The following is a 13,723-nucleotide window of genomic DNA, read 5'->3' on the forward strand; positions in this document are numbered from 1 at the left end:
TTACTCGTGGCGCTCCTCAGGACGTTCCGCAGGTTTGGCAGCAGGTGTCTGGCTTGCTGCATGAGGAATGGTTGGGCCAGCCTCTGGCGCTTCAAAGTGGGTTCCGGTCACAGGCTGCGGTGTATTTCCTTGTCCTACCAGCTCGATATCGAAGATCAGATCGGCCTTCTCAGGAATGACGGGGGGATGACCTGCCGCGCCATACGCAAGTTGCCACGGAATGATGAGGCGACGCTTTCCACCCACACGCATGCCTTCAAAACCCACGTCCCATCCGGTGATGACACGCTTCAGCCCAATCGGAAAAACAATCGGTTCGCCACGATCGACAGACGAGTCGAACTTGGTGCCGTCAGTGGTCCAGCCGGTGTAATGCACGGTGTAGAAGACCACCTTGTCCGGCGGCATGGACGGACGAGCTTCTTCGCCGTCACCCACCTTCAGGTCGATGAAGCGCAGTGAAAACAGTTGCGCGGGTGTGCCGGTCGCGGCAGGCATGGTGCCCACGGCGGCGACGCCTTCATTAGCTTTAGGATCTGCTGGCATAGTGTGTGATGGGGAAGTCGGTCTCAGTTTCTGTGGAGCGGTCGTGCTTTTCGCAGCCGTGGAAGGTTTCTTCGTGGTGGTGGTTTGCGCCGCCAGCGTAGTGCTGACGATCAAGGCTGCTGCCAATGCTCGCATCTTGGTCCTCGTACCCATTTTACGTCTGCGCTTTCAGCAATAGGTATCCACCAGCCATGCCAAACAGCAGGTCCGGTGACCATGCAGCAATCACAGGTGGCAACGCATTCACGTTGCCCATGGCGTCGAAGATGGAAGCAACCACCTTATACGCGATCGCCATGCCGATAGCGGTCGCAAAGCCTGCAAGCGAACCACGTTTCCCCATCGTGAGCGCGAATGGAACAGCAAAGATCGCCATCACAAGCGTGACGAGTGGGTACGCCAGTTTGTTGTTTAACTGAACACGCAGCCGCATCGTGTCAAAGCCGCTCTGTTGCAGATCGTGAATGTAGTTATTCAATTCGCCGAAGCTCATCTCTTGCGACTGACGGCTTTCCTTCTTGAAGTACACAGGCTGCTCACGTATCTCCGGAAACGATGCAACCTCAAACGGCCTGTACGAAGCGACGCTGTCACCCTGGAAGTCGCGCTCCCATCCGTTCTCTAATACCCATCGTTGTGCATGCGTGTCCCAGTGCGCTGATCCCGCAAAAATGCGGCGGCTGAGATGGAAGCTGTTCGGCTCAAACTCAAAGACCGTCAGGTTGGCGAAGACATCCTTGTCCGGATCAAAGAACTGATAGTAGAAGATGCGCGTGGGTTCACCGACAGAGTCTTGCTGTCCGCTGATCCATTTGCGATCTGGCCGAAGAAAGGTCTGCGCGGGCTTGCCCTTGATGACAGAACGCAATGCCTCCTGGCGGCGATTTGCCTGCGGTAGATAAAGCTCGTCAAAAGTGAAAAGCGAAACCGCAAGGATGGCTGCAAGTGCCAACAGCGGAACGATAAGGCGATACAGACTCACGCCGCTGGCCTTCATCGCAGTGAGTTCACTGGAGCGACTAAGCGCACCGACTGTAATTAATACGGCCAGCAAAGCGCAGAGTGGCGTCAGGTTATAGAGCATGTAGGGAATCAGGTTCAGCAGATAATCGCCCACAGTGATCAGTGGTGTGCGATTGTGGAAGATGTCCCCAATCAGTTCAAAGAAACTAAAGATCAACGACAGCAGAATGAACGACGACAGCACCAAACCAAACGTGGTGAGGAACTGCCGCATCATGTAATCGTCAAAGATCAGCGGGAAGCGACTTTGGCGCGTGGGACGATGCACGGTCGTTGCAGTACGGTGTGTCCCGCTCTCATCCACTGGTGTGGCGTGTGCACTCCGCATGCGCTTCGGCAGGCGGCGTTCAATCCATACACCAACCGGGGCCAGGCCACGAGCCATGGTAGCAATGAGTCCTGTTTCACCACGCGACATCTGTCGCAATAAAACAATGCCAACCGCAGCAAAGACCACATTCGCGGCCCAAACACCAACGACGGGTGCAATCTTGCCTTGTTTCGCCATGGCGACGCCGATGGACGAAAAGAAGTAATAAACGAAGACCAGGGCCACCGTCAGCACAAAGCCGGTGCTCTTACCGCCGCGCCGCGAAGACAGGCCCAGTGGCACGCCAACCAGCATCAGAACAATGCACGCCACCGGATACGAGAGGCGCTTGTTCCACTCGATCATGTAGGTGCGGCCCTGTGCCTCATGACGACGCTGCCATAATTCCGTTGCCGACATGGCAACCAGCGGCGTGTCCGCATGACCCAGCTTCAGATCTTCCTGCGAGCCAATCTGGATGGGCGTGTCTGTCTCAGTAAAGGTTGAGATGTCGTACTGGTTCGGATCTCTCGGCGACGTCTCGTGCTTGGTGCCATCGCGAAAATGCAGGCGCAATTCGTTGCCGGGAGCGGGGAGGACGACCGCGTCTTCCGCCGTGGTGATGCGCGGCGTAGCAGGGTTGGTCAGGTCTGCAAGAAACACATGCTGCCATAACGACGCGCCCTGGCCGGGCCGCGTGTTCTGGACATAGAGAACGTAGTTCTTAAAGTCTTCATAGAACACGCGCGGCTGCACTTCAAAACCCGCCTGCTGTGTCTTCAGGCTGTCTTCCAGCCGCAGCAGGGCCGCAGCGGATCGCGGTGCAACATAGAGAGAATTGAACAGCCCAATCCCAAGGCCGATGCTCGCTGCGATAGAGACAATTCCGACGAAGTGCAGAACACCCACACCTGCCGCGCGCATGGCAGTAATTTCGCTATCGGCAGAGAGACGCGACAGCCCCAGCAGAATACCCACCAGCACCGTCATGGGAATCGTCAGGATGAGCGTGGTGGGCAGCGTGTAGAAGAAAACGTCCGCAACAGCCTGCACCGATGCCGAACCGCGCACCAGCAGTTCCAGGATGTGCCCCAGGTCGCGCATGAACAGCACAAACGTGAAAAGCACGCCACCCAACAGGGCATGCGACAGCACTTCGCGCAGAATGTATTTCGTCAGAATCCGCACAATGTCAGCGCCGCCTCTTGCATCCTTACCAGTTTAGTAATTGGACGCTGTGGACATCGCCTGAGGTTCGCAAAATCTTCGATATCTGCCTATTGGGCGGTCCCATCACCCATCACAAAGCGGTAACCGACACCGCGCACCGTCAACAGGTGTTTCGGCTTCACAGGGTCGTCCTCCAGATAACGGCGCAGGCGGACAATGAAGTTATCAATAGCGCGGGTATCCGTATCCTCGCGGACGCGCCAAACCTCTTCCAGAATCTCCTTACGCGAGACCACGCGCCCCTCGCGCCCCAGCAGATAACGCAGTAAATCTGCCTCCATCAACGTGAGCCGGGTGACCTTGTCTCCAGCGCGGATTTCCAGCGTGTCAAAGTCGATGACCTTGCCTTCAAACTCGTAGATATTCCTGGCGACGGGTTCGGGCTCGACCTCAGCAGCAGGGGGAACAGCCTTTTCCTGCCACTGCATGCGCCGCAACAAACTGTTCAGCCTCGCTAGCAAAATTGACAGGTCAAACGGCTTGTTCAGGTAGTCGTCCGCGCCAGCCGAAAAGCCTTCCAGAACATCTTCCGGACGGTCGCGGGCCGTCAGCATCAGGATCGGGACATAGTTATCCGCGGCGCGCAGTTGCCGGGCAATCTCAAAACCGTCGATGCCGGGCAGCATGACATCCAGCAACACTGCGGCAGGCCGTTCCGGTGTGTGCAGCAGCCAGTTCAGGGCCGCTTCTCCGTCGGCTTCGTGATGCGTGCGAAAGCCTTCGAGCTTCAGGTTAAAGAGCAGGGCTTCAGCCAGATGCTCCTCGTCCTCCACCAGTGCAATCAGCGGAGATTCACTCATGCAGTCGCTTCCTCCTCCGTTGCAGGCGCGGGCTTCAGACCAGCGGTTGTAATCAATGGAAGCTGAAGCGTAATGGTTACGCCGCGACCCTCACCGTGGCTCTGTGCAGTCGCGTCACCACCGTGCTGACGCGCAATAGAACGAACAATAAACAAGCCCAGTCCCGTGCCTTTCACCTTGGAGAGCGACACGCCGCCCACGCGATAAAAGCGGTGAAAGACGCGCCCAATATGAGCTGCTGCAATGCCTACACCCTGATCGGTAACGCGCAACGTCGCCGTGTTGAAGCGTGGCGCGCTCAGTTCCGCCGTAATATGAACGCCGTTGGGGGAGTACTTCACGGAGTTATCGAGGATGTTCAGGATGGCGGTACGCAGGGCATCCGCGTCGCCCATCACCTGAATCGTTTTGCCCACGGCGCGATCCTCAAACTGCACCGCATCCGGCGAAAGATGATGCCGTCGCACCGTTTCCTCCAGGCAGGATTGCGTCAGTGTGCGAAGGTCTACCGGCAGACGCGCCTTCAGGTTGCGTTTCACGCCCTTGGCGCCAGCCTCGCCCGCCCGCAGAATCTGTTCAACTGTGGCCAGCAGGCGGTCATTGTCCTCACGAATGCGACTGTAAAATTCCTGCCGCTGCGCTTCGTCCAGAGGACGCCGTTGCAACGTATCCAGATAAAGCCGGATGGAGGCGATCGGCGTCTTCAGTTCGTGCGTCACGGCGTTCAAAAAACTGTCCTGCCGTTCGTTGCGGCGAATCTCGCGCACCAGAAAGATCGTGTTCAGGACAAGGCCGGCAATGATGACGGCAAAGAACAGAATGCCGATGACCAGCAGCGCAACGCGGCGTTCCGTCACGTTCAGGATGATCCAGCCAACATTCAGCGCAACCGCCAGCCCTACCAGGCAGATACCCAGCGTAATGAAGAAGGCAATGGTGCCGCGTCTGCGGGTGATATTCATGCAGTGGCTCCTGCAAACTCATTACGGTAATCGCAGACCATCACCGTCAGATCATCGGATTGGGCAGCCGACCATTGCATCACCGTCTTCATCATGCTGCGAGCACACTCCTCCGCGGAGAGGTCACGATTATCTCTCAGGAGAGATGCCAGGCGCTCCACCCCGAACTCTTCCCCTGCGGTACTCTCTGCTTCCAGCATGCCATCCGTATACAACAGGATGCGGTCACCATGTCGCAAGGGAAGTGTCTTGGTTGTGTAGTCAGCAAAGTCAAACGCACCCAGAAGGAGGCCATTTTCTTCGATGGGCAGTATCGTGTTTTCCCGAAGCCATAGCATGGGCGGATGCGCAGCAGCACTGTATCGCAGTTCGCCGGATTCGCTATTCAGATAGACATACGCAGCGGTGACGAACTGTCCCTGAACATTGCCACAAAGGCTTCCATTCATCCGTCGCAACACTTCCGCAGGATCATCTGCAACTGCGCGCAGAGACGCCGCAACCGCCTTCACCATGGATGCAATGAGAGCTGCTGGCACCCCATGACCTGAGACATCGGCGATGAAGAGGGCAACCTCTTCGTTACGGAGTGAGATGTATTCGTAAAAGTCGCCCGCCACGGCGGTCATTGGCTGGTATTGCGTAGCCACCTCGAAGAAGTCGGAAACTGGCGACGCTGTGGGAAGAATTGAGCGTTGAATACGCTGCGCAATATCGAGTTCATTCTCAATCGTTCGCAGTTGTTGTTCTCGTGCAAGTGTCCGACGAGCGGCGACTGTTCCAAGCACTACGAGCAGTACGAGGAATGCGAACGGCTCTACGTTGAAATACGGGATGGTGTGGACGAAGTCCGCAAGGTTTTCATACAACGCGCCAACGATAAACAGGATCAGGCCCTGCTGAATCAGGCGCGTCTCTCGCGATACCGATCGATCCAGCGCCAGTTCCACGGCAGCCACTATCAGCGAGATCGACACGACAAGGGTGTAGATGTTTGCTATCTGGTAGTGCGGGCCGGTAACCAGCGTGAGCAACGACAGCACGATGAGGATCGGTGCCACAGCATAGAGCAGGATCCGTCCAATTCGATGGAAGAGGTTCAACTCTTTGAAAAAGAGATACGCCGGAATCGGTACAAGATAGCCAAGACCAATGGTCAGCCATAGGACAAGCCGAGATTGTGAGTGCAGTTGCCACGTAGGCTGATGACGGACGACGAGTCGTACGCCATATAGAATGGAAAACAGCGCAAACCACAGCAACAGAGGGTCTGCCTTGCGGCGCAGGATGCACACTACCGCGGCGACCAGCCCTGCGAATGTGATGACCGTACCCAGGCATAGAAATATCTGGTCGTAATTGAAGAGGCGTAGGGCCTCTTCAACAGGGATCTGCACCCTGGGTACTGCAGCAATCAGCATTCGTTGTGCGCCCCCATCCCGATAGCCATTATCTACCGGAGCATCAGGCGACAGATACTCCCGTGTGCAAGAGAAAGGCGCGACGTTGAGCAACGTCGCGCCTTTTGATGTTGTTTGTGGATAGGGTTATGCGCCTGCCGGTTTCGGGTTCTTCGGATCCCACTTGGCAACCTGGACCTTCTTCGCCAGACCAATCTTCTCCAGCAGCCAGATGCCGTAGTAGTTGGGGTCGAACTCGTACCAGACCAGGCCGTGACGAACGCTCACGGGATGTGCGTGGTGATTGTTGTGCCAGCCTTCGCCGCCGGTCAGAAGTGCCACCCACCAGCTATTGCGGGAGTCGTCCTTGGTTTCAAAGCGGCGACCGCCAAACATATGGGTTGCAGAGTTCACCAGCCACGTGGCGTGGACGCCGACGCAGACGCGGAGGAACGTGCCCCACAGAACCATCCCCAGCGCGTCGTGAATGCCACCCATCCAGTAACCAATGCCCATCTGGATGAAACCAGCGATGGTCAGCGGCAGCCAGTGATACTTGCTCAGCCAGCGCTGTGCGGGATCGCGGGTAAGGTCAGGAGCGTAGCGGCCCAGCAGGGCAGTCTCGCTGTGCAGGGCGCGGCCGGTGATGATCCAGCCAATGTGTGCCCAGAACGTGCCATCGTTCGGCGTGTGCGGATCGCCGTCGTGATCGCTGTGCTGATGATGAACGCGGTGCGTGGCTACCCAGAAAATCGGTCCGCCTTCCAGCGCCAGGGTGCCGCAGGTGGTCAGTGCAATCTCAAGCCAGCGGGGAACGCGGTAGCCGCGGTGCGTCAGCAGGCGGTGGTACGTCATGCCGATACCCACGTTGATCGCCAGGAAGTACATGACCGCCGCGCAGATGACGTACTTCCACGACCAGAAGAACAGAGCCGCAAAGCCCAGCACGTGGAAGATGCTGAAGGCGATGGTCGTGATCCAGTTGATGCGTCCCTGCTGGTGCTCACGGCCCATGCGCAGGTCCTGCTTCACCTTTTCACGCTGCTCGACGGCTGCGGGGACATGGCGAGCGGGCCGCTGAACCGGTGCGGCCGTGGAGGTGTTCTGTTCAACCTGTTCAACTGCTGGTGACATTCTGCTCTGCTTTCCGGCGGAGGTTTCTGGTTCCGCTCTACACCATTGACCCTATCGCGAAGGGCACCCGTCTGTGTGTAAGAGTTCTGTCACGGCCAGGTACAGGAAAGGGCACAGCTTTGCATGAGCCGGTTATCGACTCGGCCACCTCCCGGTCGCCGTTCGCAGCCTGCAGACGATACACTCGTCACCATGCGGGTTTTCGGCATCGATTGCGGCACGGAATACACCGGATGGGGCATCGTCCAGGTGGAGGAAACGCCGCGCGAACGCCGTCTTGTGCCAGTTGCGGCCGGGGCCATTCGGCTGAACAAGAAAGAGCGCACGCCGCTGCGTTTGCAGCAGGTATACGCCGAGTTAACCGGCCTGATGGCGGCATATCAGCCTGATTGTGTGGCGATTGAAGATGTCTTCTTCGCCGCCAACGCCAAAAGCGCGCTAAAACTGGGCCATGTACGCGGAGTGGCCATGCTGGCCGCAGCATCCTGCGGTCTTTCCGTCAGCGAATACGCGCCGTTGTCCATCAAATCCGCAGTGGTGGGCTACGGCCTTGCCGCGAAGGAGCAGGTGCAGTTCATGGTGGCCCGGTTGCTGGATTTGGAGAAAGCGCCAGAACCTGCCGATGCTGCCGATGCTCTGGCCATCGCCATCTGCCACGTTCATACTGCTCAGACACAGATAGGCGTCGGAGTCCGATGAAGCAATTGTTCCTTGCCACATTGCTGTTTGCCTTGCCCTCGCACGCACAGTCAACCTACAGCGTCACCATGACGTATGACCGTGACGGCCTCACCGTGCCGCACTGGAAGATCATGATTCCCGAACAGGGCGACGCGCAGTACACCGGCAAACCGATCAAGGGAGCTGACCCGGGACTGGTCAACTTCCATATGTCAGCGTCGGGCCGCGAAAAGCTTGGATGGCTCCTGGGCCAAACAAATAACCTGCAACCCTGCGAAACCAGGAGCAAGGGTATTGCGAACATGGGCCAGAAAGATGTGACGTATTGGCCCAGCGGTGCCTCGGAAGTCCACTGCAGCTTCAATTACACCGATAACAAGGCGCTGGGCCAGTCCACGGAATACCTTATGGCCATCGCAAACACGCTCCAGACAGGCATTGAGCTGGATCGACTACACCGCTACGACCGCCTCGGCCTGGATGCAGTCATGCACCGCCTCGTAGCAGACGTAAAAGAACACCGTGCCGTGGAAGTCATCGCCATTCAGCCCACGCTGCAACGCATTGTGGAAGACGAAGCATTGATGGATCGTGTGCGCGCCAAGGCGCAGGATCTGTTGGCGTTGGCGAAGTCAGAGACGGGCAAGTAAGTTAGATGGCGCGATAAAGCGCCGCAAAACCATCCAGCGGTAGTGCCTCGGCTCTCGCAGAAGGCTCAATCCCCGCAGCATCACATGCCTCCGCAATCTGCTGCGATGTGTATCCCGCGGCACGCAGATTATTGTTCAGTGTCTTGCGTTTCTGCTGGAAACAAAGCTTCAGGAAACGATCGAACCCCGCGGCATCCGTAATGCCGAGCTCCGCAAATCGCGGCGCAAAGCGCATCCGCAGCACAGTGGAGTACACATCCGGCGGAGGATCAAATGCGCCCGGTGGCAGCGTGAACACATTGGCCACTTCCGCGTGCATCTGCACGGTAGCGGAGAGCAGTCCAAAATCGCGATTGCCCGGCTGCGCTGCCACACGGTCTGCCACTTCGCGCTGCATCATCACAACGGCCAGTTCAATGGCGGATTCATGCGCGCACAAATGCAGCAGAATGTCGCTGGTGATGTAGTACGGCAAATTGCCGATGACCAACGCCTTTTCTCCCGCAGGGATCAGCGCCGTGATGTCCGTCTCCAGAATGTCCGCTTCAATAATCTCTACGTTTGGATGATTACGAAACTTGAAGCGCAGCTCTGGAACCAGCGACCGATCCAGCTCAATGCAGGTCAGCTTTTTCGCTCGTTCCGCAAGAATCGTCGTGATGGCACCGTGTCCTGGGCCAATTTCAATGACCATGCGCGTGGACACATCGCCCAGTGCATCCGCAATGCGGTGCCGGGCATTATCGTCCACCAGAAAGTTTTGTCCGAGCTTTGGTTTGCGTTGTTGCATCTGATACGGTGTGCGTGCTCCTCTCGTTAGGTTAACGTGGAGCATGGAAGTAGGAGTGTAGATGCACATCGTATTTGCAGCATCGGAGTGTGTACCCTGGGCCAAGACCGGCGGCCTGGCGGACGTGGTGGGTGCGTTGCCGCCCGTGCTGGTACGCATGGGGCATCGTGTCACCACCTTCGTGCCGTATTACCGGCAGGTGGCCAAAAAGCTATCGGACCTCCCCGTAGTCATCCCCAGCCTCACCATGCCGTACACGTATTACCAGCGTTACGCGCGCGTGTTGGACGGCGGCGTGCATCAAGGCGTGCAGGTGTACTTCATCGACTGCCCGGAGATGTTTGACCGCGAAAATTTCTACGCCACACCCAGCGGCGACTATCCCGACAACTGGGAGCGCTTCGGCCTCTTCAGCCGTGCGGTGATTGAGGCAAGCAAGATTCTCGGCGTGCCCGATGTCTTCCATGCGCACGACTGGCAAACCGCGCTCATCCCCATCTTCCTGCGCTCCATCTATTTCTTCGACCCGGTTCTGCGCCATGTGCCATGCGTCTTCACGGTTCACAACGCGGGTTACCAGGGCTGGTTCCCGTCAGACATCATGCCGCGCCTCCTGCTGCCATGGGACATGTTCACCCTGGACAAGCTGGAGATGTACGACAAGGTAAACCTGCTCAAAGGCGCATTGGTCTACGCCGACGCGTTGACCACGGTGAGCCGCCATTACGCGGAGGAGATTCAGACTGGCGAATTTGGAAACGGCCTCGACGAATTCTTCCGCCGTCGCAAGTCTGACCTCTTCGGCATCCTGAACGGCGTTGATTACGCGGAGTGGGACCCAGCGCACGACAAGCACATTGCCGCGCACTATTCCGCTGACAACCTGAAGGGCAAGAAAGAGTGCCGCCGCGATCTGCTGCATGCCTTCGGCATGGACGGCGTAGAAGACCACACGGCAGTCCTCGGCATCGTCTCACGCTTCGCCACGCAGAAGGGCTTCGATCTTCTTGCAGGCATCATGCACGAACTGGTGAAGGACGATGTTGTCCTCCTCGCGCTCGGCACGGGCGAAGAATACTACGAACGCCTGTTGGGCGAACTCGCGCTGCGTTATCCAGACAAGGTGCGCGTACAGGTTCGTTATGACAACACCATGGCGCACAAGGTGGAAGCCGGCAGCGATATCTTCCTGATGCCATCGCGTTACGAGCCAAGCGGCCTGAACCAGATGTATTCCTTGCGCTACGGTACCGTGCCTGTCGTTCGCTCCACCGGCGGACTGGAAGACACCATTCACGAAGGACCCGATGGCAATGGCTTCAAGTTCTACGGCTACAGCCAGGAAGATTTTCTGGATGCTATCCGCCGCGCAGTCGCTGCCTTCCAGGACAAGGAAGAGTGGGAAGAGATCATGAAGCGCGGCATGGAAGAAGACTTCTCCTGGGACAAGCCAGCGGAAGAATACATCAAGATCTACGAAGGCGTTATCGCGAACCGCACCTGGAGTTAAGCGAGCGCTTTATGAAACTGGCCCACGTCTCGTTTTGAGACGTGGGCCATCTCTTTGTAAGTAAGCTATCGGGCGCTACGTGCGAACGCTCGCAACGCATTCTGATCCGACGGAATCTCATCCAGCACAGTCGATGCAATCTCGCGCAGGCGTTCATCCAGCGCCTCATGAGACATGCCGTCACGCGAACAAACACCAGTACGAATACTGGACGTTTGCAGCATCGTGCTGCGCGGCGCTGTCAACCAGTGAAAACGCTCGCGCTGCGACAGCTTCGCCATCGGGCCGCCAGCGTCATCCCCTGAGCACACATGCGCGAACGCCTTCAGATGCTGCTGAATCACATCGGCATCCACATTCGGAGCCAAAGCACGCAGTCGTGTGCAATCCAACGCGATGCAACATGCAAGATAGCGCAGCTCCTGGCTGTACAGGATCACGCCCGCATTCACAAACTCCTCGCGCTCCACGCGTGGCACCACGCGCAGCATGGCGTAATCAAAACTAACGTTCGCGTGCACGGATGGCCTCCTGCTCAAAGATGTGCGCGTGTTCCAGCCGTTCCACAAAGAAGCGTAGATACGCTTCGCGGATGCCGTCTGCGTCGCTGCCAAGAAAATCATCTGGCACCTGCGCAAGGACGTTGCGAAGGACAGTTTCATTCAACCGTTCGCGAGCTACCGCTCCAGCAGCAGTAATGTCACTGGCCAAAGGCAGCAATACATGTTGATCAATCTGCGGAAACGGCGAGCGCGCCTTGCCCGGCATCGTCTCCCAGTGGTGATGAAAATACATCGCCGCGCCATGGTCGATCAGGTACAGTTCGCGATGCCACATCAACAGGTTCGGATTACGCGGCGTGCGATCAACGTTCTGCACATAGCTGTCAAACCATACGGCAAGGGAAGCCGTCTCCGCAGAAACCTTGTCACCAGCAGCAGCAACAAAATCCGTGGAGCCCGGCAGATAATCCAGACCCACATTCGTTCCCACGCTTGCCTTCAGCAGATGACGAATCTCCGCGTCAGGATCACTGCGCCCCAGCACCGGATCAACTTCCACCAGCACAATCTCCGGCACTTTCAAACCAAGTGCGCGGCCAATCTCTCCGGCAACAATCTCGGCTGTCAGGGCAAACAATCCCTGCCCGGCGCCGCGAAACTTGGTCACATACATGCCAAGATCATCCGCCTCCACAATCGCAGGCAGGGAACCGCCTTCACGCAGCGCAAGGACATACCGTGTTGCCAGAACAGACCGCATGTTTCTTAGTGTATCGGGAGAGCCGCTGCATTCTTCTTCCGTTCAAAGTAACGGAAGAGGGGGATGCCAAGCAGGATGACAATGCAGCCAAGCAGCGTATTCTTCGGATCGTCAACAAGCTGGAACACGGTCAACGCAACCGCCGCAAGGATGAAGAGGATCGGCACCACCGGATATCCCGGCGTCGAAAACACACGCGGGCGTCCTGAAATCGCATCACGCTTGCGGAAGACAAACACTGTGCTCACCGCAAGCCCATACGTAATCCATTCCGCAAAGATCGCCAGAGAAAACAGCGCCTGAAACTTGCCAATGGCAAAGATCAGCAGCGATCCGATCACAGACTGTATGACCAGCGCGAAAGCCGGTGTCTGAAAGCGCGGATGCACATTTGCAATGCGCGCAAAGAACAATCCATCGCGCGACGCCGCAAACCCAATACGCGCACCGGAAAGCGTCGTGCCTACCAGCGTTGCAGAAATGCTGATCGCCATTCCAATGCTGACCAGAGCGGCACCCCACGCAATGCCATGCTGACCCAACACCAACTTGACCGCGTCAACTGCAGGTCGATCTGCCGCAGCCAGTGACGATGCAGGCAGCACGTACTGAATCGCCGCATTCGTCAGCATGTACAACGCGCCCACGATGATAATGCCGCCAATGTAAGCCACCGGAAGATCGCGCTGCGGCTTCTTCACTTCGCCAGCCAGCGTGGCCACATCGCTCCATCCGTCATACGCCCACAGTGCCGCAATCAGCGCCACCATGAAGCCTGAGAATCCACCGCGCGCCCCGCCAAACATCGTGGAGAAGTTATGCAGCGTGCCCATAGGACCAGAGAAAACGAAGCAACTGACGGCAATGACAAGGATGATGGCAACCTTCAGCAACGTAAGTGCTGCCTGCACGTCCGCTGCTTTACGTGTACCAACGATATCCAGCCCGGTTACAAGCCAAAGCGCCACCAGCGCTGCAATCTGCCCCCAGTTCATGCCAAGAAAGGCTGGGTTCGCAAAGAAAGAGAAGACAGCAAAAGTTGCCAGGGTTCGCGTAAGTCCGCTAACTACAGTGGCAATCGACGCAGGCTTCGCAATCGTCCACCACGTCCACATATAGAGAAAGCCAACCAGATCACCGTAGGCTTCGCGCAGAAAGGCATACTCACCGCCATACGCTGGGCGTCCCGCCGAAATCTCTGCATAGGTAAGCGCACCAAACAGGCTCAGCAATCCGCCCACAATCCATACGGCATACAGCGTGCTGCTCTTGCCGACGGCAGCCACCATCTCGCGCGGCACCAGGAAGATGCCGCTGCCAATGATGATGCCCACCACCAGGGCCATTGCATGGCGTGCGCCAAGTACGCGGGGAAGTTCGTGATCAGAGTTCATGCGGTGCAATCGAGCCTAGCATCCACCGCG

13 protein-coding genes are annotated in these 13,723 nt (G+C 57.5%); 3 read left to right on the forward strand and 10 right to left on the reverse strand.

Features of this window, described 5'->3' with window-relative positions:
• The 6 genes from JAO32_RS05710 to JAO32_RS05735 form a co-directional block, all read right to left on the reverse strand.
• On the reverse strand, positions 1-699 hold the full coding sequence (locus JAO32_RS05710) for an FKBP-type peptidyl-prolyl cis-trans isomerase (RefSeq protein ID WP_334238388.1): 699 nt from the start codon (positions 697-699) through the stop codon (positions 1-3).
• 1 nt (position 700) lies between these two features.
• Positions 701-3,067 (reverse strand): LptF/LptG family permease, encoded by a 2,367-nt coding sequence (locus JAO32_RS05715; protein ID WP_334238390.1) that lies wholly within the window; start codon positions 3,065-3,067, stop codon positions 701-703.
• Positions 3,068-3,156: 89 nt separating this feature from the next.
• Positions 3,157-3,909 carry a response regulator transcription factor gene (locus tag JAO32_RS05720; RefSeq protein WP_334238392.1) on the reverse strand — a complete coding sequence of 251 codons (753 nt, stop codon included), beginning with the start codon at positions 3,907-3,909 and terminating at the stop codon, positions 3,157-3,159.
• Positions 3,906-4,871 carry a sensor histidine kinase gene (locus JAO32_RS05725; protein ID WP_334238394.1) on the reverse strand — a complete coding sequence of 322 codons (966 nt, stop codon included), beginning with the start codon at positions 4,869-4,871 and terminating at the stop codon, positions 3,906-3,908. The genes JAO32_RS05720 and JAO32_RS05725 overlap by 4 nt, the downstream gene beginning before the upstream one ends.
• On the reverse strand, positions 4,868-6,292 hold the full coding sequence (locus JAO32_RS05730) for a PP2C family protein-serine/threonine phosphatase (protein WP_334238396.1): 1,425 nt from the start codon (positions 6,290-6,292) through the stop codon (positions 4,868-4,870). The genes JAO32_RS05725 and JAO32_RS05730 overlap by 4 nt, the downstream gene beginning before the upstream one ends.
• A 126-nt stretch (positions 6,293-6,418) precedes the next feature.
• A complete protein-coding gene (locus JAO32_RS05735; protein ID WP_334238398.1) occupies positions 6,419-7,405 on the reverse strand; it encodes an acyl-CoA desaturase in 987 nt (328 codons plus the stop codon).
• A 192-nt stretch (positions 7,406-7,597) separates the two neighbouring features.
• Here JAO32_RS05735 and ruvC point away from each other — a divergent pair, with 192 nt between their 5' ends.
• Positions 7,598-8,104: a crossover junction endodeoxyribonuclease RuvC gene (gene ruvC / locus JAO32_RS05740; protein ID WP_334238610.1), complete on the forward strand. Its 507-nt coding sequence runs from the start codon at positions 7,598-7,600 to the stop codon at positions 8,102-8,104.
• On the forward strand, positions 8,101-8,736 hold the full coding sequence (locus JAO32_RS05745; protein WP_334238400.1) for a hypothetical protein: 636 nt from the start codon (positions 8,101-8,103) through the stop codon (positions 8,734-8,736). The genes ruvC and JAO32_RS05745 overlap by 4 nt, the downstream gene beginning before the upstream one ends.
• Before the next feature lies 1 nt (position 8,737).
• Here the strand turns inward: JAO32_RS05745 and rsmA are convergent, their stop codons facing one another.
• Positions 8,738-9,526 (reverse strand): 16S rRNA (adenine(1518)-N(6)/adenine(1519)-N(6))-dimethyltransferase RsmA, encoded by a 789-nt coding sequence (gene rsmA / locus JAO32_RS05750; RefSeq protein ID WP_443082575.1) that lies wholly within the window; start codon positions 9,524-9,526, stop codon positions 8,738-8,740.
• A 61-nt stretch (positions 9,527-9,587) separates the two neighbouring features.
• On the opposite strand from rsmA, the gene glgA reads away from it, so the two are divergent.
• The gene (gene glgA, locus JAO32_RS05755; protein ID WP_334238402.1) at positions 9,588-11,036 is read left to right on the forward strand and encodes a glycogen synthase GlgA; all 1,449 of its coding nucleotides are present in this window, start codon (positions 9,588-9,590) and stop codon (positions 11,034-11,036) included.
• A 65-nt stretch (positions 11,037-11,101) separates the two neighbouring features.
• Here the strand turns inward: glgA and JAO32_RS05760 are convergent, their stop codons facing one another.
• Genes JAO32_RS05760 through JAO32_RS05770 form a run of 3 tightly spaced genes read right to left on the reverse strand, consistent with a single transcriptional unit; the run spans position 11,102 to position 13,693 of the window.
• Positions 11,102-11,557 (reverse strand): DUF3037 domain-containing protein, encoded by a 456-nt coding sequence (locus JAO32_RS05760; RefSeq protein ID WP_334238404.1) that lies wholly within the window; start codon positions 11,555-11,557, stop codon positions 11,102-11,104.
• The gene (locus JAO32_RS05765) at positions 11,541-12,299 is read right to left on the reverse strand and encodes a HipA family kinase (RefSeq protein WP_334238405.1); all 759 of its coding nucleotides are present in this window, start codon (positions 12,297-12,299) and stop codon (positions 11,541-11,543) included. The genes JAO32_RS05760 and JAO32_RS05765 overlap by 17 nt, the downstream gene beginning before the upstream one ends.
• Positions 12,300-12,304: 5 nt before the next feature.
• On the reverse strand, positions 12,305-13,693 hold the full coding sequence (locus tag JAO32_RS05770; protein WP_334238406.1) for an APC family permease: 1,389 nt from the start codon (positions 13,691-13,693) through the stop codon (positions 12,305-12,307).
• Positions 13,694-13,723 lie beyond the last annotated feature (30 nt).

The organism is Terriglobus sp. ADX1, assembly GCF_036877645.1.
Taxonomy (GTDB): domain Bacteria; phylum Acidobacteriota; class Terriglobia; order Terriglobales; family Acidobacteriaceae; genus Terriglobus.

Bases quoted from the DNA above. Each gene is read 5' to 3' on its own strand.
- JAO32_RS05710 (WP_334238388.1), bottom strand. From the start codon at position 699: ATGGGTACGAGGACCAAGATGCGAGCATTGGCAGCAGCCTTGATCGTC.
- JAO32_RS05720 (WP_334238392.1), bottom strand. From the start codon at position 3,909: ATGAGTGAATCTCCGCTGATTGCACTGGTGGAGGACGAGGAGCATCTG.
- JAO32_RS05725 (WP_334238394.1), bottom strand. From the start codon at position 4,871: ATGAATATCACCCGCAGACGCGGCACCATTGCCTTCTTCATTACGCTG.
- JAO32_RS05730 (WP_334238396.1), bottom strand. From the start codon at position 6,292: ATGCTGATTGCTGCAGTACCCAGGGTGCAGATCCCTGTTGAAGAGGCC.
- JAO32_RS05735 (WP_334238398.1), bottom strand. From the start codon at position 7,405: ATGTCACCAGCAGTTGAACAGGTTGAACAGAACACCTCCACGGCCGCA.
- ruvC (WP_334238610.1), top strand. From the start codon at position 7,598: ATGCGGGTTTTCGGCATCGATTGCGGCACGGAATACACCGGATGGGGC.
- JAO32_RS05745 (WP_334238400.1), top strand. From the start codon at position 8,101: ATGAAGCAATTGTTCCTTGCCACATTGCTGTTTGCCTTGCCCTCGCAC.
- rsmA (WP_443082575.1), bottom strand. From the start codon at position 9,526: ATGCAACAACGCAAACCAAAGCTCGGACAAAACTTTCTGGTGGACGAT.
- glgA (WP_334238402.1), top strand. From the start codon at position 9,588: ATGCACATCGTATTTGCAGCATCGGAGTGTGTACCCTGGGCCAAGACC.
- JAO32_RS05765 (WP_334238405.1), bottom strand. From the start codon at position 12,299: ATGCGGTCTGTTCTGGCAACACGGTATGTCCTTGCGCTGCGTGAAGGC.
- JAO32_RS05770 (WP_334238406.1), bottom strand. From the start codon at position 13,693: ATGAACTCTGATCACGAACTTCCCCGCGTACTTGGCGCACGCCATGCA.